This is a genomic window from Vibrio sp. QJM3NY_21, from assembly GCF_057785975.1.
Window position 1 is genome coordinate 1,586,079 of the sequence record NZ_CM173513.1, and the last position, 23,513, is coordinate 1,609,591.

Sequence of the window (23,513 nt, forward strand, 5' to 3'; positions counted from 1 at the left end):
TTTTTTATATCTATCGCATCGACTCTAAGCTTAGTTAGCCTTAAACGGAGAGCAGTTCGTCTAATTTACTTTGGTATTTCTGTTGAAGTACACGGTTACCCGCTTTCTTTTCGAGTTCGACCAAGATTTGAAGCGATGGAATTTGATAGCCATAACGTTGGTGGAATTTGAATAAGCGGAGCCTAGCGTCATTGTATTCGGCCTCACTGACTTCAATTTTAGAAAGCTGTAGTACGGATCTAGCTCGATTTGGGTCGTGGTCAATCGCACGAGAGAAGTAGTATTTTGCTTGCTCGACCTCTCCGGCCTTAAACGCGCAGAATGCCGCATTTTCATAACTTGCAGAGACGAGATAATAATAGGGTTGGTCGATGGCACGGTTAAAGTATTTATCGGCTTGCTCGTATTCGCCCTGTTTACACAAGAATGTACCGTAGTTGTTCAATACATTGCCGTTTCTTGCGTCTAACCTCAGCGCTTTCTTATAGGCGTCTCTTGCTTCGTCAACTTCCCCAACTTGTTCGTAATAGTGCGCAATGGAAAGGCGAGCTCGATAGTAGCTAGGTGCGTGTTTGATGGCGAGTTCTAGGTTCTCACGTGCTCTCACCATATTCCCTTGTCCCATATAACCCAAACCTAATTCAATACGAGATTCAGACATCGCAATAGGGTCGCTTTCGATCTTTGGCGGTCCTTCAGTGACAGAAACACAACCGACCAACGAAAGAGAGGCGAGTAGTATCAGGCTCGATAACGAAAGGGGGCGGGATAACGAAATAGGTTTAGATAATAACGGCTTGGCGGGCATGTGAAGCTCCTTATGAACACCAACCCATCATATGAAATCAAACCTATTGAAGTGGTAAATCTATTATGGAATGCGACTCAAACACCATAAAAAAACCGTGTCCAATTTGGTGTTTTATCAACAACCTACTGAACACGGCTTTATGTGATTGTGAATCGGAAGAAAGAACTTAATCGTCTTTGGTAAAGTTGTCTTCGCTGAAGTGATCCAAATCGTAAGGCGTTTGTTGGTAAACGCAGTAGTTTAACCAGTTTGAGAATAGCAAGTGCCCATGACTACGCCAACTTGCGACAGGCTTGTTATCTGGATTGTTGTTCGGGTAGTAGTTGATTGGAATCACGGGTTCCATACCTTCGCCTAAATCACGAACGTACTCACCGTGCAATGTATGCGCATCGTATTCAGGATGACCCGTTACAAACACGTTTCGCTTATCTTTGGTTGCCGCTAGGTATACGCCAGCCACATCAGAAGTCGCAAGAACATCAAGGTCGGTATGCTTGGCTAAGTATTCCTGAGAGAAATCTGCATAGCGAGAATGCGGTGCTAAGAAGGTATCGTCAAAGCCACGCAGAAGTGGGTGGTAAGGGTGATGAATCTCGTGATTATAAACACCAGAAAGCTTCTCTTTACGAGTGCGCTTTGGCAAATCATACAGTAATTTCAAACCCGCCTGAGCCGCCCAGCACACATACAAGGTTGAGGTCACGTGCTTGTTTGCCCATTCCATGATGGTTTTTAGGTGGTCCCAGTAAATCACATCTTCAAATTGAACCAAGCCAAGCGGTGCACCAGTGATGATCAATCCATCAAAGTTTCTCCCTTTGACCATTTCAAATTGGCGGTAGAAGTTATCAAGGTGTTCGGTCGGTGTGTTTTTGCTTGGTCGGTCATCAATGCGCAGCAGCTCTACATCCACTTGCAATGGACTGTTTGATAGTAGGCGTAAGAATTGAGTTTCAGTTTCAATCTTCTTCGGCATTAGGTTGAGGATCAAGACTCGAAGTGGACGAATTTCCTGCGTCGATGCTCTTGATAACGGCATCACGAAGATGTTTTCTTCACGAAGAACATCAGATGCTGGCAATTGGTCTGGAATGCGAATAGGCAAAGCTTTCTCCCTAAGCTAGATATGTAGACGTCTATACATCTAAATCTATAGTAGTTTGGTACGCTTGTCGATATCCAAAATGGATAGATGTAAATTATTTGTGTTTTCTATCAGAAGCCACCTTCCGACGTCGAGGGAGTCTTATAATGTTTAATGATTACCCGAGTAATGCATAAGTGCTTGGTTCTGTTATGTAGAACTAGGCAGTTATCAGAGCAAGCGGCTAGCATTTACGATAAACTCATGTTTTCGAATTAGCCTGTAAAGTGACAAATGAAGTTAATACTCATTCGAGGGTTGCCCGGTTCTGGCAAGTCAACAAAAGCAAAAACCTACGATGCATTGCATGTCGAAGCGGATATGTATTACGTGAATGAGCAAGGTGACTACTATTTTGATCCAAGGCAGCTACAGCAAGCTCATGAGTGGTGTCAGAACACGGCAGAGAATGGCTTGAAGCAAGGGTTGGATGTTGTTGTTTCGAATACCTTTATTAAGCATTGGGAAATGAAGGCTTACCGTCAACTTGCAAGAAAATACAAAGCTGACTTGATCATCGAAGTATGCCGAGAGCAATATGGTAGCATTCACGACATCGAACCGTCTGTGATTAAGCGCATGGCGAAAGATTGGCAAGAATAGCCTCGTGCTTATCCAGCTTGGCTGAATGGCAAATAGAATTAAATTAATAGAACAACTTCAAGGTAACGATTGAAATGGCAAAGCGCTCTGTTGTGGTCGACATGACTTCTTACGGTATCTATTCCACGTGGGATTCCAAATCTAAAGATCTACCAAAAATCCAAGAGTTCACCACCATTGTTGATGCTGAAATCGACGTAGAGTTTGGCTATATCCTGAATATCAAGAAAGCCAAAGGTGAAAAGATCCGCTACTGTATCTATCACCCGAATATCACTACAGATAAAGGCGAAGTGCTCGAACCGTTCGATGGTGAAGAGCATGTCGGTAACAACGACTGGGATTTCTACTTAGGCGACACCATCTGGGCGCCAGTCTCGAACAAGCTAGGCAAGTGGCGCATGACCGTGGAGTTAAAAGGCAACATCATTGCTGATAAGACATTCGACCTTGTTGCAAAAGATGAAGGCCAATTCTGGAAGCGTAGGGGGTTTTAAGCTTAATCTTCTAGCTAAACTCAGACTACAAAAAAGCCGAGTCACGGTTCATTCGTGAACTCGGCTTTTTGACATTAACTAGATGGCATTTTCTATTTCATTAACGAGTAAGGTTGTCTAGTTAACAAATAAGACTGGCTAGTTAACCAGTAAGATTATTGAGTCACGTAAGCCATTACAAACTCAGTGATAGCGACCATATCTTTCACTGCAATGTACTCTTCTGTGGTGTGAACTTTCGCCATACCAGTAGAAAGGTTAACCGTTGTTAGGCCTTTCGCGTTGAAGTTGTTTGCATCGCTACCGCCGCCAGTGCGTTTAGTGTTTGCGGTTACGCCAAGCTTCTCAAACGCTGATTTGATAGAAAGAATGTGCGGGTGATCGTCTGCAATAACGAATGCATCGTAAGCGCGCGTTGATTCGATTTCGACTTCAGCGCCGAACTGTTTTGCACTCTCTTGGAATGTTGAGATCATGTGCTCAACTTGAGCCGTTAGCTTTTCGCCGTTTAGAGAGCGAGCTTCAGCCACGACTTTAAGCTCTGGCATTACGATGTTTGTCGCTTGACCGCCTTCAACAATACCGACGTTTGCCGTCGTTTCTTCATCGATACGAAGTAGGTTCATCTTAGTGATAGCGTCTGCAGCAACTTGAATTGCGCTGATGCCTTCTTCTGGCGCTAAACCAGCGTGAGCAGGGCGGCCTTTGATCTTAGCAACAATTTTCTGCTGACCTGGAGCTGCGTTTACGATGGTGCCAATTGGGCCGCCTGTATCCAGTACGATAGCGTGCTCAGATTGAATGTAAGACATATCGAAGTTCAAAGAGCCGAACAAGCCGCCTTCTTCGAATACAGTGAACGCAATCTCGATAGTTTTGTGCGCTTGGCCTTCAGCTTTGATGCAACGAACCGCTTCCATGATAGCTGCGATACCAGACTTGTCGTCGCCACCTAGAATTGTGTTGCCTTTTGAACGGATGATACCGTCTTCAATGATTGGTTCAATGCCGATACCTGGCGTTACTGTGTCCATGTGGCAACTGAATACTGTGCTGCCTGGAAGAGTGCCATCTAGACGAGCGTAGATGTTGAAACCGTTAGACACTTCTGTAGGGACAGCCAGTTTGTGAACTTCAAAGCCTAGTTCACCAAGTTGTTCAGCCAACGCTTCAGCAATCGCTTTTTCATTACGAGATTCACTATCAATTTTCACTAGATTGCAGAAATGTTCTACAAGACGTTGTTCATTAATTTGGGTCATTGTTAATTCTCATTATGCTTCCGCTCGTTCTAAAGAAGCCGCGGAGGTAGGAACAGGAAAATTACTATAACGCCAATGAGGTAGATGATTATCTGAGTTAAATCAAGAAAGTTGCCTGATTATTCTAATTGATGAGAAAAAGCCAACTCAGATTCTCCAATGCGCAGGATTTTAATCTGTATATCTGTCGGGTATAATGTTTAACCGCTTTGAAAAAAACGTCGATGAAATTGGAATGTAAACAATAATGGCACTGATAAATGAATAGAAACAATGTGTTAGGTTCATTCCTTTTAGTGGTGCTAATGAGTGTTGTGCTGGGGCTGTATTTGCTCTATCCAACTTATGACGATGATTTAAAGCACATTCGCCCTGAAAATCCGAGTGTTTATAGTCCAGAGAAAGAGTTATTACTCTCTCAATACGGAGCTACATTGATTGATATTCTCGATGTGTCTCGTGGTGATCCTAATCTAGCTGCCCAACAATTAGAGGCTCTGCGAGCTAAGTTCCCCCATCAAGATAAAGCCATCTATCGTGCCTACGAATTGATGATTTTGTCGAACCTCGCCCAACACAAGCTGGATACCGAAGCGGTTTCAGAATACGTCAGACAGATTAAAACACTCGCACAACACGAACATATGGGTTGGCTAAAGGCCCAATCTCTTGTTGAACTGGCGATCGAATACATCAGTAAGGGCGAGCTAGCGGAATCTGAAATCCAAATCAGAGCAGCGATAGATATCGCGGAATCACTCCACTATGAAGAGTTGTTGATTAAGGCCTATAACACGGCTGGTGTCATCAATAATATCCGCAATGACTTTCCTGAAGCTCAATATTTTTTCCATAAAGGCTTAGAGCTTGGCAAGAAGTACCCTCAACACATCTATAATAGTAAGTTAGTGTCAAATATGGCACTGCTTTATATCTATTTAGAAGACTGGCCTAAAGCGCTCAAGTTGATTAAAAGAGCTAAAAGACTCTATTACAAGAGTGGACTACTCGAAGCTTCTACCATCGGTGTGCTGCATGTAAATGAGTCTTTTGCTTATCTGCGCAGTGGTGATTTGGTTAAAGGCCGAGAGGCGTATCAAAGTGCGGCTAAGCTCAATGGCGATAATGTGAGTGAGCGATACAAAATCATCTTGTTGAAAGCAGAGAGTGATGTGTTGTTGGCGGAAAAGAACTTTGAGTTAGCACGGCAGGTCGCAAATTTGTGTCTCAGATATCCGGGAGTGGACAAATACACACTTCAACTGGGTCAGTGCTACTTAAACAGAGCCTTAGCAAATATCGGTTTGAACCGAGATAATTTTGTCTTTGCTGATCTTAAGCGATCGTCTGCAATGTTCGACGTTGTGGGTACTCGCAGTTGGAAAGTCCTCGGTTTAAGAACACTTGCTGAATATTACGATTCGAGAGGCGACAGCGAAAACGCACTTCGTTACTTTAAGCTCTACTACAAAGGTAACAAAGCGCTGTTGTTTGATAAGCGTCAGAGCGATATCTTTTTACTAGAGCAAGATTTCACCACGGCATCATTAGCCCAAGAAAATGAACTGCTTAACGCAGAAAAAGAGCTTGGTGAGCTGACGTTAGATAAGCAGCAGTTACGAAATCGAATTGTTGTCGCGTTGGGAATAATGGTGATGATCAGTGTCGCATTGTTGTTGATAAGGCTTCGCAGCATTCAAAGTAAAAATAAAGCGTTGGTCACCCAATCTACAACGTGTGCGCTAACGGGTTTATACAACCGACGCTATCTAGAGCAGTTGTTAACTCAGCCAATGACATTTAATACTTCACGGTTTGGAATCAGTTTAGTTATTTTAGATCTTGACCACTTTAAGCGCGTTAATGACACCTTTGGACATGATGTTGGTGATGAGGTTTTAGTGGAAGTCGCAAGGCGAGTTAAACAACATTTGCTTCCGAATGACGTAGTGGCTCGCTGGGGTGGTGAAGAATTTGTCCTGTTGCTATCTGGATCCGTCGATCCTGAACAACAATTGAACGTTATCCGTTTAGGCATTGCTGAAACGCCAATTGATACGCACTCCGGTTCTTTAGATCTCACCACATCGATAGGGGCGTCGATTGGTATTGCTCATGAGCAACTCAATCAAGATACTTACAAGAAGTACCTCAAAGCCGCGGATGATGCATTATATCAAGCGAAAGAGTCGGGTAGGAATCAAGTCATCATCGCTGAAAGTTAATCGCTAATCAGGAAACAAAAAGCCATTCTGATCTTCGTGAGATAAGAATGGCTTCTGGAACACTCTGAGATCGCTAATATCAAAATTTGAGTGAGAAGTGGGGTTTACTTAGCGATATGTCGAGTTTATTTATATCAACATTTTCTAAATGAGTTATTTAGCGGCACCTTGTAGCATTTCAACCAGTTCGCCCTCTGTAGCCGGTTCTCTTGCCAGTTCAATCACCGCGGAAGCACCGCCTTTTAACATATAAGCTCGAGTTCCGCAGTGGTCATAGTGGAACCATTTACCGTCTACACATACGTCCGTATAACATCTTGGGTCTTGTTTGAGTTCCATATCAATTTCCTTATTAACATTTGCCTAACGTTTTTCAGACTAGTTGATCACAAATTTAGGTAAATTGATCTAAATCAATCTAGAGTGTAATTGATGATTTGATTATCAAATAGGAGAGGTGTGTCTAGCGTATGAGCGACCTCTTGTTGATTACAGCATTCAAAGGTCGTGATTCTGGTTGGCAACTCTCGCTCTTTTGCTTGCCACGTGAGGCTTTTCTACATACGCTAGCCACTCTCTTTATCCCTATACAGACGTGATTGTGTTGGAAAATGACTAATATCTTTATCGTTGTAATTGTTCTGGTTGTGTTCTTTTACTTTATCCAAAAGTATCTAGTGAAGCATGACGACACCAAAGATCATGCTTATCAGAAAAAAGGGTCGTTGATGTCGGCGCAACAGGCGACATTTTATAACGCACTTAAATCTGCAGTGGGTAACCATGGCGAAGTGTTTGCCAAGGTCAGCATGTCGAACGTTCTTGTTCCTGCTAAGGCGAACAAGAAGAAGAATTGGTTTATCGCCAACAACAAAATCTCACGTAGCTACTTTGATTTTGTCGTCTGCGACCCGCGAACGTTAGAGCCCCGCGTGATCATCGAACTTGATAACGGCAAAGAGCTCAACAAGGGAAAGGCCGATCGAGAAAAGCTACTGATCCACGTGTGTAAATCGGCAGGATTGCCACTGATTGGTGCATCTATTAAACACAGCTACCAAGTGAGCCGTTTGAAGAGGTTACTGGCAGCACACATCGATTTAATCGAGCCATCAAAAGAAGTTCGATTCTGTAAGAAGTGCGGCAGCCCGATGATCATCAAACTGGCAAGCCAAGGCGATTACAAAGGCCGACGCTTTTTCACTTGTAGCCGTCAGCCAAACTGTACGTATACAGAGAACTACAACGTTGTATTCGATGTGGATGAAGATTCTAACTAATATCTTGAGTTAAAATACTTTATCAGAGGGGTAAGACACGAAACAGGCAGATGTATATAGCTATTGAACTAGAGGTGAAATGTGATCTACTTCAAGCCATTGATCTGCTTTGTGTTTAAAATTTATTCTGATTGTTGTTTTTAAAAGCAAACGAACCGTTTTGTGCAAATTTATCCTTGCACGCTACCCATTCACTCGTTATTATCCATCTCGTTCTGAAGCGTTAGCCACTTAGTAAAGTGGTTAGTTAAGTTTCAAAGCATTGCCCGCTTAGCTCAGTTGGTTAGAGTACTTGCATGACATGCAAGGTGTCACTGGTTCGAGTCCAGTAGCGGGCACCAAATTCGTTCTTTATGAACAAGCAAAAAAGCCCACCTAGTGTGGGCTTTTTTGTGTCTGATAGTATCTAAATTTCGTAAGCTTATAACATTAATCAACATTTTTCTGTTCAAACCGCAATTTCCTGTATTTTTGGATAAGCGTTCACAAGCTTATAAACCTCAGTTCGACACCTCTTTCAAATATTATGCTTTTCAACAAAACGACATCCGTTGAGAGGCCTATCATGTGTAAACAATCTAGCTATAGCAAATACCAAAAGCGTGTAATCAAATTCTTAAATGACCAACTTGGTACCGATACACCTTTCTCTTACGAGAGAACCCAAACAAATCACTTAAAAGTACTTATTGATGGTGTTCCTAAGCCCATTTTTACCGGCTCGACACCATCTGATTGCAAATCAATTAATAATTTTATGGCTGAGGTAAAGCGTGAAGTTAGAGCGAGCAAAGTTGAAAAGGGTGATTGTAACCCCACTCTTCAATTGCCAACCCCTATTAAGGTCTCTAACGATAAGCTAATACAGGGTTGTATCAAATCGCTGCGTACACGCTTGCCTGTTTTGAAGTCTCAAGAAGAGTCTCGTGTTTTAGAGACTCATGAGTTCGATGGTATCAACTCTAATCGCTTACAAGCGGTAAAACATTCTATTTCATTCGCACTGCAAGCGCGCAAAGACGGGGTATATATAAAGCGAATTGAAATGAAAGAGCTTGAGCAAGCAATCCTAAAGCATTTAAATTTCATGCTACCAACGATGGCTTACTACTCTGAACTTCTAGTAAATAAAAACAAACATAGTCAGAAAAGTCTTGAACCTTTACCAGCAGAAACAGTGATGAACGAGTCTGATATTCAAGAGTTTCGAGCTACGACTGTAGTGAACATAGATTCATCCTCAAGAGAGATTGAGAAAGGTGAAAGCTTGACTACTTCTAAAGAGCGAAAAAAGCACGACATAGCTCATTCGGTTAAACAAACCAAAGATTCCGCTTCAGAGTTGATGACTATGTCTACGGATAATCGAGTTAGCTTGTTACGAAATCTGACCAAAGCGCAGGCGCTAACACTCATAGATGACTTAAATCATGCATTAGCTTTGAACCGTGAACAAGATATCGAAGCTGTCGTTGAGTTAATCCGTGATAAAGACTTGCCTTTAGAAGCCATCATTTCTCGTTTGGAAGCTGCATAGAACGCAGCAATTAAAAATAATAAATCAATGGAAAGTAGGAAAGTGGTTAAATCGCCCGGAATCTTTATTTGCAAAGCTGATTTTTACCTATGTATAGCTTTTTCTATTTGTCATTTGGCAATAGAGCAATTTCGGATTGAACCTTACGGCCAAATAGGGGTTGACGTCCTCTATTTTGATGTTTAACATCTTGCTTAACGGCAAAGGTAAGTTTGGATTATTGTTACATATGTTTGGGTTTTTGGTGGTTTTTGTAAATCACTAGGTTGTGTTGTTAGTGTTATTGGCAAAGAAATCAACACAATAAGTGAGTCTTTCAATCAAGAGGCCAGGGAGCTAAAGCGTTCTTTAGAGAGTGCGACTGCCTTAAGACAAAGGAAAATATGACTAAAGGTCAACTCGATTTTATAGAAGATAATGTTGATGTAACAACGATTAGACCTTTTAAATATGATGCAATGATTATTGAAGAGCTCTAAGCTGAAAAACGTTCAAATGAAGACAAAGTTCGTCAACTTGAATTGAGGATTATAAAAATCAGAGACAAAGCAATCGCACAAAACACTGAGTGAATTACAACAAATTTGGATCTGAATGTTGGGTTTGTTTTGTGTTAAATGTTTGTTTTATTAACAGTTGTTAAAGCCGTTTCCTGCGGAATAGAAGGTGCCTGATGTTCTTGATTTTTTCTAAATAATCTATAAAATCTCTTACAGAACGAGGTTCCATTAAATTGGGGCGTCGATGCTCTTTCCTACCAACGAAGAACTATTAAATATGACTGAATTGCTTGCTTCATTTATTGCTTCATTTTCTGCAGAAACCATTTCAAATGGTTTCATCAATCTAATTCTATTGTTACTTGTTAGTTCGATTGTATTGGCTGTGCTAGGGAAGGCACCTCGATTTACAGCAAGCACGACTAATATTTTAACATCGCTAGGTATCCTTGGTACGTTTGCAGGCATCGTAGTTGGCCTGATGGACTTCGATCCACAAAACATTGATGGCAGTATCGAATCACTGCTTGGTGGCCTAAAAACGGCATTCTTGACAAGTTTAGCAGGTATGGCGGGCTCTATTTTTTACAAAGCTGCATTAGGTTTGATTCCTCAAAAAGAACTAGAAGAATCAAAATCAGTGGGCCCAGAAGAAATATTCTCTGTTATGTCTCAACAGCTGCAGGCATCGACCGAACAGCTGAACGCTTCAAACGAGTTGCTGTCAGCGATTAAAGGTGATGAAGACTCATCATTGACCTCCCAAATTAAGAACCTCAGAACTGACATTAATGATGGTCAAAGAACATTAAATGAACAGTTCAAGCAAACGACAGAGCGCAATGCTGAATTCCAGAGCACACTATGGAAGAAAATGGATGAGTTCGGTGAACTTCTGTCTAAGTCAGCAACAGAACAAGTAATCAATGCGCTAAAAGAAGTAATTGTCGATTTCAACGAGAAGTTGACGGAGCAATTTGGTGAGAACTTTAAGCGTTTGGATGAATCAGTTAAGAAACTAGTCGATTGGCAAGAGAACTACCGTCATCAACTTGAAGATATGGCGACTAAGTACCAGCTGGGAGTTGATGCTATTTCATCTACTGAGAAATCTGTTGCTCACATAAATGAGCGAGCGGAAGCAATCCCAGTAACAATGGAAAAACTGCATCAGGTAATGGAGCTTGGCCATGGTCAAGTGACTGAGCTTGAACATCGTTTGGAAGCATTCAAAGATCTACGTGATAAAGCAGTTGAAGCTATGCCACAAATCCGTGAGCAAATGGATACTACAATGAATGTTATTGGTGATTCAGTTAAAGCGGCTTCAACACATTATGAATCAATGCTTAATGAATCACAGACAATCATCGACAACTTTAGCTCTACCGCAAACCAAAGTGTTGATGCTATGCGTACTAACTTGGAAGAGGGCGCAACCAAACTAGCTCAGGAACTTACAACAAGCGCAGAGAAAATTAGTACCCAGTTAGCAGATGCTAGCGAAGACTTTACACAGGTAACTGAAGAAGGTGTTGAAGACATTAAAGTAAGCTTTGAAGCTGGCGTGAAGAAAATTGCTGAAGACTTAGATACAACAACGAAAGAAATCTCAACAACATTGAGTGCTTCATCTCAGCAATTTACAACAACGACTGAAGAAAGCATGAACACAATGAGAACTAATCTAGAGACGGGTGCTCAGGATATCTCTACCCAGTTAAGAGAAAGCGCTCAAGACATTGGCGGTAAACTTGCAGAAGCTTCATCTGATATTCAGGAGCAAGTAGGTACGGCAACAGGTGGTTTAAGTAACGTAACGAACCACTTAACTGATACAACAGAACAGATCCGCCAACACCTTGAAGACTCAATTACAGAATTGAATGGTCAGTTGCGCGTGTTAGTTGCTGACATTAAAGATGACTCAAAAGAAACTGGACGCGTGCTTAAAGAAGCTAATCAAGACCTTATTTCAAGTACTAAAGAGCTTCAAATTGAGACAACCTCAGCTATCTCAAAACTGCATGACCGTTTGGAAACCACTTTAGAAGATGTTTTCCAAGTTCAAGCTCAAGCGGTAAGACGTACATTCGATAGTTTAGAAGACCAAATCACAGAATCAGTGGGTAAGACCGGCAGCGCGGTAGAGAAGCAAGTAGAAGTGCTTGATCACCAAATGCAGCAAGAAATTAACCGTACAATGAATGAAATGGGTGAAGCATTAGCAACAGTTACACAGCAGTTTACCCGTGATTACGAGAAACTCGTTCGTGAAATGAATAACGTAGTTAGCAGTCGAGTCGCGTAATTATGGAAAAGCTATTTGGTTCTTCAAAACGCCCTAGTGATAGCGGTGAACATTGGATGTCAGTGTCAGATTTGATGGCTGGCTTAATGATGGTATTTCTGTTTATTTCCGTAGCGCTCATGCGAGACGCAATGGTTGAAAGAGACAAGATTAAAGAAGTCGCAGAGACTTATCAGCAAACTCAAGAAGCTATTTATGTAGCATTATTTAAAGAGTTTGAAGTGGATTTAGAAAAGTGGGGTGCCGAAATTGATCGCGATACTCTAAGTGTTAATTTTACTGCTCCAGATGTGTTATTCGCAAATGGAAAGGCGAACTTAACCGATAAATTTCAGATTATTTTAGACGATTTTTTCCCTCGATATTTGAAAGTGTTAGACAGCTACAAACCTATTATTCAAGAAATTAAGATTGAAGGACATACGTCGAGTAAATGGAATCATGACTCAACGGACTATGAGGCATATTTTAACAATATGCGTTTATCACAATCTAGAACTCGGGCGGTATTGGGTTATGTGATGATGCTACCTAATGTCGTGGAACAACATTATAGCTGGGTGAAGGGTAATGTCGCGGCGGTTGGTTACTCATCGTCAAAATTGGAACTTAAAGATAACGGCCTTGAAGATGAAAATAGATCTCGACGAGTATCATTTCGCGTTATAACGAATGCAGAAGAACAGATCCGTAAAATTCTGGGTGCGTCATGAAGCTGAGTGTCTCTTTTAAAAACCTAAAAGCCGCTGTCAGTCTGATGGGGCCAGAGGAGAAAGGGCAGTTCAATCTTGCTTATCAAGAGACAAGCATTGAAAAACTCGATCTAGAACTAGCCATTGGTAAAGACGTTGAACTAAAGGACGTTGATGTAGATTCAGGCTTATTGAGCTACAAAGGTCGAAATGTTTCTCTCTATATAAAAGCAAACGGCAGCAGTGCTCGTTTCCACGTGGCTGATTGTAAAACGTTACAGAGTATGAGAGCGAACGGTCGCTTTGAACGCTATGTCGTTACTAATGATACATCAGGTGAGTTTATAGTAGCTTCTGGCTATGGGGAGACGAAGGCTAAGCTTAAAGTCTGTCAGAACTGTTTAAGACAGTTGAATTACAAAGGGTGCAATACAGGCACACCGATAAGTTCAATTGTTCAACAATTCGACATGGCTCAATTTTTTGCAACCTACAGTTCATTCTTCCCCCATCTACCTTCTAGGTTAGCTGAAACCGCAGAAACCGGTTATACAGAAGATTGGGCGAAAGTGTCTTCACACTATCGTGTTGAGCGAGATTTTACTTGTCAGCAGTGTCATTTGAAACTTAGAGCACACCGAAATTTGTTACATGTCCATCATATTAGCGGAGTTAAATCTGATAACCGTCCCCAAAATCTAAAAGCGCTCTGTATTGATTGTCATAGCAAACAACCTATGCATTCCCACATGGCTCTTAGCCACGCAGAAAGGCAGTTGATTAACAATTTACGTCAAGAACAAGGGTTGTTAGATGATCTAAGTGGTTGGCAAGAACTATTTGATTATTCGGATCCAGGGGTTCATGGTGTACTTCACGCGTGTAAACAAGCTTGCTTGAATCGCCCTGAGATAAATCACTTCATAATTGATAGGTTTGGTGATTTTGCTGCAAGACTTGAATTAGCTTGGCCTGAAAACAAATTTGGAATTGCGATTTCAGAGAATGATATTGAAGATGCACAAGAAGCCGGGTGGGAGGTCGTATCGGTCAATGACTTCTTGCAAAATTATCGTACGCAAGCACATCATTTAAGAGCATAATCGATGGAAATTACACTAGAGACTATCCTGGAAAGGATTATTGCCGTCAATCATGCGTGGAAACTATCACGAGACGAGTTTGGGCGCGATTTTGTTGCGACCAATTCATTTCGTGATACTAAGTCCTCTTTACAAGCCACACTTATTCGTGATTTTCCTGACAAGGTCTATCTGAAAATTGCGAGTGACTCAGATCAGCACGATGAGGTTATGTATAGTGTGCGGCTAAATTGTGAGGTGCAGATTAATGGTGTACCAAGAAACGATGCTGAACACTTACCCGCCAGAATTGCACAACAAATTTTTACTGAACAAGAAATTACAAAATACTTAAGAACTTAAAGGTTACCCATGTTTGATCATTTTGCTTATATTTCTGGAGATTGGATAACCGATCTAATCATTACTGCAACTGTTGCCCTGTTTGCTTTCTTCTTCATTCGAGCACTAGTGTCTACATATAGCACTAAAGCAAAGCTGAAAAGTATTTTGAAAATCAAGGGATTGAGTGATGACTTAGTACTTAAACCAGAACAGTTAACGCCGGTGCAATTGACTTGGGTGACCGAACATTTAATTTATTCATCACTAGAAGATGATTTTAAAATCGAAACCAATGGTAAGCAATGGTTAAGTAAGTCGCCAATTTCATTTATGGTTCCTAGTTGCGATACTAGCCGATATAAATTAGTGCCAGCACTATTAACGAGTATTGGTATTACCGGAACTTTCTTAGGTATTACTATCGGCTTGAGCCATTTTAGTATGGCTGGGGATTCGAAGGCACTGTTGTCGTCTGCGGCAGAGCTACTCGAAGGATTAAAAACGGCATTTTATACCTCTTTGGCTGGTTTAAGCACTTCAGCTATTTTTATGGCGTTACTTAAGTGGTCATCAAGTTCAATTTCTAATGCTCAGCAACGTTTCCTACTTAACATTTCAAAAGAGTATTTTGAAGCAAGCGCCGTCTATTACCTGAAAGATATGGGAAGCGAAAGTCAGCGAGATGCTATTAATGCACAGTTGCGCTCCGCGGATACCATTGAATTGATGGGCACAAATATCGCGGATGCCTTATCTAGTTTTGGAGGTGTTGGTGACTCATTCAATGGTGATGTAATCGCGAGTAAAGTATCAGAAGCCATGACTGGAGCAATTGAAACCCAAATGGTTCCAGCGCTAGATGCAATTAAATCCGAACTAAGTACCTTAAAAGATATCAAGGAACAGTCTCAGCAAGAGCTAGTAAGTTTACTTGTGAAAGAGATGAAATCTGAACTAATCGAACCTGTTACAGTTGAACTTCAAAAAACAAGTGAGGCGGTGCTAGAAAGTAATGAAGTGACTGCAGAATTGAACCGCAATGTAGAAAAAGTCGTAACAAGTACGGCTGCCACTGTCAGTACGATTAACGATTTCCAAAAAGAAACCATGGTGAAGCTTCAAGAATTTGCTGAGTCATTAAAAACAATCTTAACGAGCTTCAGTGAAGAAACCCAAGGAGCTATGGGAACAATCGCCTCGGAAGTAAAAGGAATGCTTGGTGATGCAACAGACGGTATGGAAAGGCAGAGAATTGCCTTTGAGCAAAGCTCTCAAACAGCAGCTTCAGCATTCCAGGGCATAAAAGAGTCAATGGACGGTGCGCTGAGTGAACGTCAATCGGCTGAAAAGGCCATGTTTGAGAGTGTCACTAGCCGAATCAATACATTGCTAAGTGAAGTTTCAGATTCTTTCGATAATCAAACGCAAGTCATAACTAAAACGGGTGAAGTAGCTAGTGGTTTAATGACACAAGCTCAATCCGATTTTGAGAAGTCAGTTGAAAGCCGCCGCGAAGGTGAAAAGCAGTTGTTTAGCGAAGTAGAGATGAGAATAGGCAATTTGCTTGAGAGTACCCAAACTGCATTTACACAACAGTCAGATACTATCAAAGAAGTCGGTGAGTCTGCTCAACAATTAATGAGCAAAGCCCAATCCGATTTTGAGAAGTCAGTTGAAAGCCGTCGTGAAGGTGAAAAACAACTATTCACTGAAATGGAGAATCGAATCTCACAGCTACTGACGGAGTCTCAAGGTATTTTCCAACAGCAAACAACTACCTTAAAAGAGACTGGCGCTGAAGCAAGTAAACTAATGATTTCAGCTCGTGAAGAGTTAGAACAAGGGTTAGGTGATATCGATGATAAAGTGTTGTCTATGTCTAGAACCGTCCAATCAGAACTAGAAGTGTTCCGTGAACAGTATCAACAAAACTTAACTAAATACTTCAAAGAGCAAAATGATCTGCTTGATAGTAACTTAGGCAAGCAGCGTGATGGTTTAAACGGCGTTGTAGATAATTTCCGTAAAGTATTTGAGGAAGAGTATCAAACTCGCCACACCTTACTTAAAGAACTAACGGCTCAGTACCAGAATTTAGAGAAGTCAGCAGGGACATTAGAGCGTGTCGCGAAAGCTATTGGTCTGAATGATGCGTCAAAAATGGCAGAACTTCAAAACGCAGCCACGACAATGAGCCAAGAAATAAGTTCGTTGAAGAAAGAATACACGACTGCATCGGCAGCATTCACTCAAGTGACAGAAGAACTACCAAAAGCAATGGACGATTACTACGCACGTGCGACTAAAAGCTTTGAAACATTCTTCAACGACTTTGATCATGCCTCGAGTAAGATCCATAACCGTTTAGCACAAGCTGCGAACTATTTGGTCAGTGCTCAAGAGGTACGTCAAGAAGTCGTTCAAGATAAGGCTGAAGCATAATGCGTGCGCTTAGAAATTCCTCTGACGCAGGTGACACTGATGAATCAGGGGTTTGGTTATCTATTGGTGACCTAATGTCTGTCCTACTGATGATATTTGCTTTGTTATTGATCAGTGCTTTAGTACAAATTTCGGAAGTATACGAAGAGAGCCAGAATACTCGAGTGGTTATAATCAAAGGCATTAATGATGCGTTAACGTCAGCAGGTATTGAAGTTAAAGCTGATGGAGAAACGGGTGATATATCAATCACGGATTCGATTCTTTTCGACCTAAATGACCACGAGCTGAAGCTATCAGGACAAGAGTTCCTCGAAAAGTTTATCCCTGTTTATTCAAATGTTATTTTTCAGTCGGATGCTACAGCCGATGAAGTAAGCCGCATTGTTATTGAAGGACATTCAAGTTCAGAAGGGGCTTTTGATAGAAATATGGAATTGAGTGTATTACGTGCAAACAGTGTGATTGCATTTGTAAATTCAATGAAATTTGACCATAAGCATCAATTTTTTGAAAAAGCTGTAATTTCGGGTCGTGGACCCATTGAAGCAAATCAAAATGAAGCAAAAGCAGCAGACCGAAAAGTTAAGTTTAGATTTCAATTCAAAGATGATGAGTTTTTGGGACATTTTTCAGAGGTGAAGAAAGTTGACTAGTAACGGCTATAGCTTTTCTCAACCAGAGCTACCTAAACGAGTCAGCTTACTTGAGCAACCACAAAGTTTAGTTGAACAGAGGCTTGTGGATATGCCTTTACCTAGTTTTCCTGCTAAGGGCCTGTTGGAAATAGTTGAGTTGGTCCAACAAGAAAGATATCAGGATATTCACATCTTTGAGTGGCTTGATGTTCTGCAGGATGAAGGTCCGTGGGCAGAATTAGACCAGGCTACACTCTCGAGCGTGCTACATAGTGTTTGGAAAGGGATTACAGCAAGCCAGAAGCTCAGTGAAATCACATTCTTCAAAATTGCGTTAGCCTTAGATGGAAGGAAGAGTGATATTGTCCCTGGCATAATCAACTCGCTGGAAATTGTCAAAAACCGTACTCAAATGTTAAGTCGGCATGATGCAATAAAAGCGCGTTGGCTACTTGCACTGCAAAGTTCTGACTTAGCCACGCTTGCTCGTTATTGCTATGAGTCGGGTTGTACCGCAGAAGATATGTTGACAAACTATCAACTGCCACTTTCAAATGGCTACAGCAATAACATATCCGAATTCCTCTTTGGGTGCCTCGATGTCGCAAACTTAGACAAACAGGACGATCAATGGCTGGCTAGCTACTTCTACAGTTATAAAGTATCTGCTCATCGTATGGATTTTTGTAGAAACTTAATTCTTGAAGTAGGCCATTATAATTATGGAGAAAGCTGTCACCAGATTGTCGAAGCATATTGCCTTCCATTTAGTAAAAATAGCTATTGGAATCAGTTACCTCATGACGCTAAGGTAATTCTAAAGCAAAAATATGACCTGACTTGTTACTACGACTTACAAACAATATCTTCAATACTCTATTCAAACGAAACCTCTGAAGCATTAGGTTTAACGGAATACGAAGTTGATCAAATAAAGGACCGTTCATTATTTTGGTCAAACTATAGTTCCCGATTTAGTCGCGTAAGAGTACTACTACCAGTTCAAACTCATGACTATCTTGCTCACAATGACGTCGAGTTACCAGATTTTATCCACCGCTTTGCGGAAGAAAAGCAAAGTAATGTGGAAACCTATGTGTTTGAGCTTGATGGGGTAATTGCTGTTGAATTCCTAAGGGGGGAGACAACAGATACAAGATTCTTCAAGAAGACGAGTATAAACGTACAGCAATTGTTCGATTCACCTTCGATCTCTGTTGATGCTATTCGATCTATGTCGCAGCTTGAGGTACATGATCATTTGGATTATTGGCAGCATTTCTGTGAAAAACTTTTGCGCGAAAAATTATCTGTATTACCAAATAGTGGTACTACTCAGTTTAGGGGGCTTTCTGTCGATTTAGGCCGATATTGGGATGATTTTGGCTTAGCAAAGCTAACCTCGGAAATGCTTTCAATTAGACAAAAAGCCATGCAAGCATGGATAGAAAAATTTTGGGAAGCAGAATACGCAACCGGAAAATTTGGTGAGATTCGTGGCTTGGCTAAACGTAGCCAAGTTTATCATATGCAAGCGTTGGAGGCCGAACAACTAGGGAATAAGGAAGACTATGAACATTTGATCCGCAAAGCCGCAAATCAAGGTAACCCAGATGCGATGTATAGAACAGGGATCTCAGTCCTTAAGTCGAGTCGTTCTGATCGTAAACTGAAGCAAAGCGGGGAAGAATGGATCGTCAAGGCAGCTAATTTAGGCCATATCGCTGCCCAAGAGTTTGTTAAGAAGTTTAGATTGTTAGGTTTTGACCCTAAACAAGCTAATCGTTGCTAGAAACAATAGTCGCTTTACCGCTTAGGTTGTTACCTCAAACATATTGATTAAGTTATCTTTAACGGAGTTCGCGAGTGAAATCTTCGAATTTTTCTTTTCTAAGCTCAGATTACCCAAAAGTGCAAAAACTGGGCGAGCAAGCTGAAAACAACATTTATCGTGACCCGCAAACAGCAGCGTTTAAGCTGAGAGCATTTTCAGAGTTGTTGGTAGAATACATATTTTACCACCTCCAGCTTGAAGTGGAACCGAATCTATCCCTTCTTCAACGTTTGCAAAGTGAAAGTTTTAAGAAAGCAGTCCCTCAAGAAATCCTCAGTAAACTACATGCTGTGAGAAAACAAGGTAACAAGGCGGTTCATAATGAACTCGAACTGACGACCTCTGATGTTCTGTGGCTTCTAGAAGAGTGCTATTTGATTGGACGCTGGTTTATCCAAACGATGCAAGGTAGCTATGTATTTGTTCCGGCTTTTGTTGCTCCTATATGTCGTGATGAGGCTTTAGAGAGCTTACGCTTGGATAACTCCAAACTGCAAAACAAATATAATGAAAGGGCGGCCATTCTTAAGCAAACGGAAGACGAGCTTGCACAACTAAAAGAAGAGCTAACGCAGCGTCGTGCTGGGCAGTTATCAAGCGAGGCCTCTGAAGCGTCAATCCGAGAGTTTCAGCGAATAGGTCAAGAGGCGGCCAGCAGTTTTGACCTCAAGATGGATCAAACGCGTGCAAGAGTCTCTATTCATGATGAGTTCTCTGGGATCACTCTTACTGATGATCAGCAAAGGGCACTTAATTCAATTGAAAGTTTTATTAACTCAGCTGAGCCAGATGTTTTTATTCTTCACGGTTATGCCGGTACAGGTAAAACCTTTATCACCAAAGGGGTAGTAAACTATTTAACGAACCTAGGCAAGCATTGTGTGTTGCTGTCGCCTACGGGTAAGGCAGCGAAAGTACTTTCAGAAAAGACGTCGCATAGTGCATCGACCATACATAGTGCCATCTACGATTTTCGAGATTGTTACCTGAAAGATGAGCATGATGATCGTTTACCTGTTGCGCTTTTAAAGTCGAATTTTAGCCGTGAAGAGACCGTGTATATTGTCGATGAAGCGTCGATGCTTGCAGATACATACTCGTCCACTGAAAGCTTGCAATTTGGTTCAGGTTTTTTGCTGAAAGATCTTATCGATTTTTCTCAGAAGTCTAATGGCAGCACAGAGGCACAAGTGCGCCGAAAAGTTATCTTTATTGGTGACCATGCACAGCTCCCCCCTGTAGGAATGAATTTTAGCCCGGCATTGTCGAGTGAGTACTTATCGGATGAGTATCAACTAAAGACCGTTGAGGAGACACTGAGAGAGGTCGTGAGACAGAAGTCCGAAAGTGGGGTTTTAGGGAATGCGACAATGCTTAGAAATGCCATCGATAAGAAGGTGTTCAATCAGTTAGATTTTGACTTAGCACAGCCAGACGTTGAATCCATCGAGGCAGGCCAAATTGTTCCGCGATTCATGCAGTTATGTAATGGTTCAGTTGCCCAAACGAAAGAGGTGATGCTGGTTGGGTCTTCCAATCGCATCGTGGCAGGCTACAACAAACAATGTCGTGATTATTTCTTTCCTGGGCAATTGGAGTTGTGCGCCGGAGACAAAGTAATTGCAGTTGCCAACCATTATCGAGACGATATCAATGTGACTAATGGTGACTTCGGCTTAATCAGACAAGTGCTTTCTGGTGTGGAGTCGAAGTGGGTCACCTTTAACAAAAAAGTGGATGGCAAAACAGAAAAAGTCACAGTGGAACTGGCATTCCGAGATGTAGAGCTAGTGTTTAGAAATCAATTCAACACCCCTCAGCTTGTTAGAGCAAAGGTAATAGAAAAGCTGTTGTATAGCGATGAGCCGTCGTTGACTGCTGATGAATCCAGAGCTATTTACGTTGATTTCTTGAACCGCCATTCAGAGCTAAACCGTAAAGGGTATGAAGAGCAATTAAATCATGCTCGAAGAACGGATGAATACCTAAACGCATTCAAGGTTAAGTTTGGTTATGCCATTACGTGTCACAAAGCCCAAGGTAGTGAATGGGAGCATGTTTTGGTCAATTGTAAATCTCATCACGCGCCACTGTGTTTAGATTACTTTCGCTGGTTATACACGGCAATTACCCGAACCTCCCAATCTTTGTATGTGGTAAATCAGCCAAAGATTAAGATTGGTGGAGGCTCAGTGATTGTTGGGAACAGTGTCGGTGATCAGCAGCCTTGTACCGTGATTCACTCTGCTGCTATCGATAGTGAAGAGTTAAATCGTTTTGGCATTGGAGAAGGGCAAGTTGTATTAATCGGGCTGTTAGGGCAAGTAAAAGCTTGTCTGGAGGGAACCCAAGTAGAAATTATTGATATACGCCATTATCAATATCAAGAGAGATATCTTCTTCAGCTTAGGGATAGCACTCTAGAAGTTCACTTCAACTATAACGGCAAAAATAAAATTTCTTCGATGCAACTCAAGGGGCAGGGTGAACTTCAATCTGACCTTGATTCTCGGTTTGGCAAAATTATTGGTAGCACAGTCGCTAATAGCTCAGCCGTTGCTACTAAAGGTGATTTTCATTTTGATGAAGACTTTTTGTCTGATTTTTATCAACGCGTACGTGATGTCTTTTCCCCATATGGGATTAAGGTTGCAGACATTGATCAAAAGCCATGGAATCAACGCTATACGTTTTCTCTGAACAACGAAAGTGCAGTAGTTGATTTCTACTACAACGGTAAACAACAGTTTAAAAAAGTGATGCCAATGCCTCAATTAAGTGGGTCTAAAACACTATTAAGTACAGTTACAGAAATCTGGAGTCAGTCATGATGTCAGAGCAGCCATTTCGTACTGTCACAAACCTCAGAAAGTCGGGACAGCTTCAAGAAGCGTGGAATGTCGGTTTTCAAGCGCTAGAGAGTAATCCTCAAGATGCGTATTTGAAAGGCGCTCTGTTTTGGGTTTGTTACGAATTTCTTAAGCAGCAGCAAGAGCGGATTACCCAGCGTGCATCATCATCGGGAAACCATAGACCAACAGATTTTGAATTCGAGCAAATAGAAAATTTACTCCAAACCATTATGAACTTGGACATATCGACTGGTGGACTTGAATATAAGATGCTTTTAGTCCAGTTTCGTAAAAATCTTGAGTGGTTCCCGACACTGATTCATTGCGTGTTGCGTTTGCAAGGTGCGCTGTTTGATCAAGAATCAAAGCAACCTTTTCAAGCTGAAAAGGGCGAAGTCCCGAGCCTAATGCTATCGTCTACAAGGCAAATTGTATCTGCATGGTTGCGTGCTCACAAACACTGGCAAATTGATTTGCAACGAGTTGCTGAGTTGATCAGTCTAACCAAATCTGCGGTCGCTGATACAAAGCATCTCGTGTGGTTAGATTATGACTATGCAAAGTGCTTGATTGTTACTGGGCAGTTTGAACAAGCTCGGGCTCTGATTCTACCAATCCTCAGAAAAAAGACTAAAGAGTCTTGGGCTTGGGGGGCTCTCGCGGCGACTTATCGTTCACAAGATAAAGCTCTAGCGATAAAGTTTTTTGCGAAAGGTATTGTATCGGCGCATGACGTTATATTCAGTCTTCGATTACTTAATGGGATAGTGCCACTGCTCGTTGAAAATCAACGTACAGCTGAAGCTTCTATGTGTGTAAAAACTGCGCTTGTTACTTACCAATCTAATGGTTGGAAGGTTAAGCCAGAGTTAGCTCAGTTGTCGCAAAGTGCTTGGTATGACGATACGGTCGTCCAAAGTCAGCTTAATACCTACCTAAACTCTATTTGTAGTGATGCCACTGACTACCTTCATGGCCCTGTGACCAAGGTGAAAGGTTTAGTCGAGAACATTCACAAATCTGGTAAAGGTTTCCATGTTTTTGTTAATAAGTCGACCTCACACTCTGTACGCATGGGGGCTCATAAGGCGAAGGTTAAGCCTGACGTCGGCAGTTACGTAGAACTCTCTCTGTCTGAAAAAGAGGGTGAGGTTGAAGTGGTGTCATCAGAGCCTTGTCAAGAAGTTAGCATTGACGATGTGTCATACATCGAAGGGGAATTAAGGATCGCGCTCAAAGGTTTTGGGTTTGTAGAAGATACGTTTATTCCACCTTTTGTTATCAGTGATATTCCAGAACAAAGTCAGGTGAAGGCATTACGCGTGATGACATGGGATAAGGTTAAATCTCGTTATAGTTGGAAGGCAATAAAGCTTACAAGGGTATAGAAAAGCTCTATTTCAAAGGTTTTAATAAGAAAATTCGATGTAAAACATCTTTTGGTTAGTGGAATGA

18 protein-coding genes and 1 tRNA gene are annotated in these 23,513 nt (G+C 41.6%); 15 read left to right on the top strand and 4 right to left on the bottom strand.

The window, feature by feature from the left end; all coding sequences use genetic code 11:
- Positions 1 to 40: 40 nt before the first annotated feature.
- Complete coding sequence (gene pilW, locus AC3CID_RS07230) at positions 41 to 808, bottom strand: type IV pilus biogenesis/stability protein PilW (RefSeq protein ID WP_488527195.1); 768 nt, start codon at positions 806 to 808, stop codon at positions 41 to 43.
- Positions 809 to 977: 169 nt separating this feature from the next.
- Entirely contained in the window at positions 978 to 1,919 is a 942-nt protein-coding gene (gene metA / locus AC3CID_RS07235) for a homoserine O-succinyltransferase MetA (RefSeq protein WP_488527196.1), read from the bottom strand.
- 273 nt (positions 1,920 to 2,192) lie between these two features.
- Here metA and AC3CID_RS07240 point away from each other — a divergent pair, with 273 nt between their 5' ends.
- Both AC3CID_RS07240 and AC3CID_RS07245 read left to right on the top strand, forming a co-directional pair.
- Complete coding sequence (locus AC3CID_RS07240; protein WP_054546426.1) at positions 2,193 to 2,561, top strand: ATP-binding protein; 369 nt, start codon at positions 2,193 to 2,195, stop codon at positions 2,559 to 2,561.
- A gap of 74 nt (positions 2,562 to 2,635) precedes the next feature.
- Positions 2,636 to 3,058 (top strand): DUF3859 domain-containing protein, encoded by a 423-nt coding sequence (locus AC3CID_RS07245; protein ID WP_102444651.1) that lies wholly within the window; start codon positions 2,636 to 2,638, stop codon positions 3,056 to 3,058.
- Positions 3,059 to 3,213: 155 nt separating this feature from the next.
- On the opposite strand, the gene AC3CID_RS07250 is transcribed toward AC3CID_RS07245, so the two are convergent.
- Entirely contained in the window at positions 3,214 to 4,320 is a 1,107-nt protein-coding gene (locus tag AC3CID_RS07250) for a M20/M25/M40 family metallo-hydrolase (protein WP_280556429.1), read from the bottom strand.
- Between the two features lie 260 nt (positions 4,321 to 4,580).
- Here AC3CID_RS07250 and AC3CID_RS07255 point away from each other — a divergent pair, with 260 nt between their 5' ends.
- Entirely contained in the window at positions 4,581 to 6,545 is a 1,965-nt protein-coding gene (locus tag AC3CID_RS07255) for a GGDEF domain-containing protein (RefSeq protein WP_488527197.1), read from the top strand.
- Between the two features lie 153 nt (positions 6,546 to 6,698).
- Here AC3CID_RS07255 and AC3CID_RS07260 read toward each other — a convergent pair whose 3' ends face one another.
- Entirely contained in the window at positions 6,699 to 6,884 is a 186-nt protein-coding gene (locus tag AC3CID_RS07260) for a hypothetical protein (protein ID WP_004734943.1), read from the bottom strand.
- A gap of 272 nt (positions 6,885 to 7,156) precedes the next feature.
- On the opposite strand from AC3CID_RS07260, the gene AC3CID_RS07265 reads away from it, so the two are divergent.
- The 12 genes from AC3CID_RS07265 (at position 7,157) to AC3CID_RS07320 (ending at position 23,446) form a co-directional block, all read left to right on the top strand.
- A complete protein-coding gene (locus tag AC3CID_RS07265; RefSeq protein WP_372231445.1) occupies positions 7,157 to 7,825 on the top strand; it encodes a DUF2726 domain-containing protein in 669 nt (222 codons plus the stop codon).
- A 264-nt stretch (positions 7,826 to 8,089) separates the two neighbouring features.
- Positions 8,090 to 8,166, top strand: a tRNA-Val gene (locus AC3CID_RS07270).
- A 224-nt stretch (positions 8,167 to 8,390) separates the two neighbouring features.
- Positions 8,391 to 9,362, top strand: a complete 972-nt coding sequence (locus AC3CID_RS07275; protein WP_065205348.1) for a hypothetical protein — start codon at positions 8,391 to 8,393, stop codon at positions 9,360 to 9,362.
- 777 nt (positions 9,363 to 10,139) lie between these two features.
- The gene (locus AC3CID_RS07280) at positions 10,140 to 12,173 is read left to right on the top strand and encodes an apolipoprotein A1/A4/E domain-containing protein (RefSeq protein ID WP_065205652.1); all 2,034 of its coding nucleotides are present in this window, start codon (positions 10,140 to 10,142) and stop codon (positions 12,171 to 12,173) included.
- A 2-nt stretch (positions 12,174 to 12,175) separates the two neighbouring features.
- Positions 12,176 to 12,886: an OmpA family protein gene (locus AC3CID_RS07285; RefSeq protein ID WP_065205347.1), complete on the top strand. Its 711-nt coding sequence runs from the start codon at positions 12,176 to 12,178 to the stop codon at positions 12,884 to 12,886.
- Positions 12,883 to 13,968, top strand: coding sequence for an HNH endonuclease (locus tag AC3CID_RS07290; RefSeq protein WP_488527198.1), 1,086 nt, complete (start codon positions 12,883 to 12,885; stop codon positions 13,966 to 13,968). The genes AC3CID_RS07285 and AC3CID_RS07290 overlap by 4 nt, the downstream gene beginning before the upstream one ends.
- 3 nt (positions 13,969 to 13,971) lie before the next feature.
- Positions 13,972 to 14,310 carry a hypothetical protein gene (locus AC3CID_RS07295; protein ID WP_065205345.1) on the top strand — a complete coding sequence of 113 codons (339 nt, stop codon included), beginning with the start codon at positions 13,972 to 13,974 and terminating at the stop codon, positions 14,308 to 14,310.
- Positions 14,311 to 14,319: 9 nt separating this feature from the next.
- Positions 14,320 to 16,734, top strand: a complete 2,415-nt coding sequence (locus AC3CID_RS07300; RefSeq protein ID WP_065205344.1) for a hypothetical protein — start codon at positions 14,320 to 14,322, stop codon at positions 16,732 to 16,734.
- Complete coding sequence (locus AC3CID_RS07305; protein ID WP_065205343.1) at positions 16,734 to 17,390, top strand: OmpA/MotB family protein; 657 nt, start codon at positions 16,734 to 16,736, stop codon at positions 17,388 to 17,390. Before AC3CID_RS07300 ends, AC3CID_RS07305 begins: the two co-directional genes overlap by 1 nt.
- Complete coding sequence (locus AC3CID_RS07310) at positions 17,383 to 19,164, top strand: EH signature domain-containing protein (protein ID WP_081279955.1); 1,782 nt, start codon at positions 17,383 to 17,385, stop codon at positions 19,162 to 19,164. The genes AC3CID_RS07305 and AC3CID_RS07310 overlap by 8 nt, the downstream gene beginning before the upstream one ends.
- Before the next feature lie 74 nt (positions 19,165 to 19,238).
- A complete protein-coding gene (locus AC3CID_RS07315) occupies positions 19,239 to 22,037 on the top strand; it encodes an ATP-dependent DNA helicase (RefSeq protein ID WP_065205342.1) in 2,799 nt (932 codons plus the stop codon).
- Entirely contained in the window at positions 22,034 to 23,446 is a 1,413-nt protein-coding gene (locus AC3CID_RS07320) for a tetratricopeptide repeat protein (protein WP_253649264.1), read from the top strand. The genes AC3CID_RS07315 and AC3CID_RS07320 overlap by 4 nt, the downstream gene beginning before the upstream one ends.
- Positions 23,447 to 23,513: the final 67 nt, after the last annotated feature.

What these genes read in the sequence shown, in the direction of transcription:
- pilW (WP_488527195.1), bottom strand. Translation starts at nt 808, where the DNA reads ATGCCCGCCAAGCCGTTATTATCTAAACCTATTTCGTTATCCCGCCCC.
- AC3CID_RS07240 (WP_054546426.1), top strand. Translation starts at nt 2,193, where the DNA reads ATGAAGTTAATACTCATTCGAGGGTTGCCCGGTTCTGGCAAGTCAACA.
- AC3CID_RS07245 (WP_102444651.1), top strand. Translation starts at nt 2,636, where the DNA reads ATGGCAAAGCGCTCTGTTGTGGTCGACATGACTTCTTACGGTATCTAT.
- AC3CID_RS07250 (WP_280556429.1), bottom strand. Translation starts at nt 4,320, where the DNA reads ATGACCCAAATTAATGAACAACGTCTTGTAGAACATTTCTGCAATCTA.
- AC3CID_RS07255 (WP_488527197.1), top strand. Translation starts at nt 4,581, where the DNA reads ATGAATAGAAACAATGTGTTAGGTTCATTCCTTTTAGTGGTGCTAATG.
- AC3CID_RS07260 (WP_004734943.1), bottom strand. Translation starts at nt 6,884, where the DNA reads ATGGAACTCAAACAAGACCCAAGATGTTATACGGACGTATGTGTAGAC.
- AC3CID_RS07265 (WP_372231445.1), top strand. Translation starts at nt 7,157, where the DNA reads ATGACTAATATCTTTATCGTTGTAATTGTTCTGGTTGTGTTCTTTTAC.
- AC3CID_RS07275 (WP_065205348.1), top strand. Translation starts at nt 8,391, where the DNA reads ATGTGTAAACAATCTAGCTATAGCAAATACCAAAAGCGTGTAATCAAA.
- AC3CID_RS07280 (WP_065205652.1), top strand. Translation starts at nt 10,140, where the DNA reads ATGACTGAATTGCTTGCTTCATTTATTGCTTCATTTTCTGCAGAAACC.
- AC3CID_RS07285 (WP_065205347.1), top strand. Translation starts at nt 12,176, where the DNA reads ATGGAAAAGCTATTTGGTTCTTCAAAACGCCCTAGTGATAGCGGTGAA.
- AC3CID_RS07290 (WP_488527198.1), top strand. Translation starts at nt 12,883, where the DNA reads ATGAAGCTGAGTGTCTCTTTTAAAAACCTAAAAGCCGCTGTCAGTCTG.
- AC3CID_RS07295 (WP_065205345.1), top strand. Translation starts at nt 13,972, where the DNA reads ATGGAAATTACACTAGAGACTATCCTGGAAAGGATTATTGCCGTCAAT.
- AC3CID_RS07300 (WP_065205344.1), top strand. Translation starts at nt 14,320, where the DNA reads ATGTTTGATCATTTTGCTTATATTTCTGGAGATTGGATAACCGATCTA.
- AC3CID_RS07305 (WP_065205343.1), top strand. Translation starts at nt 16,734, where the DNA reads ATGCGTGCGCTTAGAAATTCCTCTGACGCAGGTGACACTGATGAATCA.
- AC3CID_RS07320 (WP_253649264.1), top strand. Translation starts at nt 22,034, where the DNA reads ATGATGTCAGAGCAGCCATTTCGTACTGTCACAAACCTCAGAAAGTCG.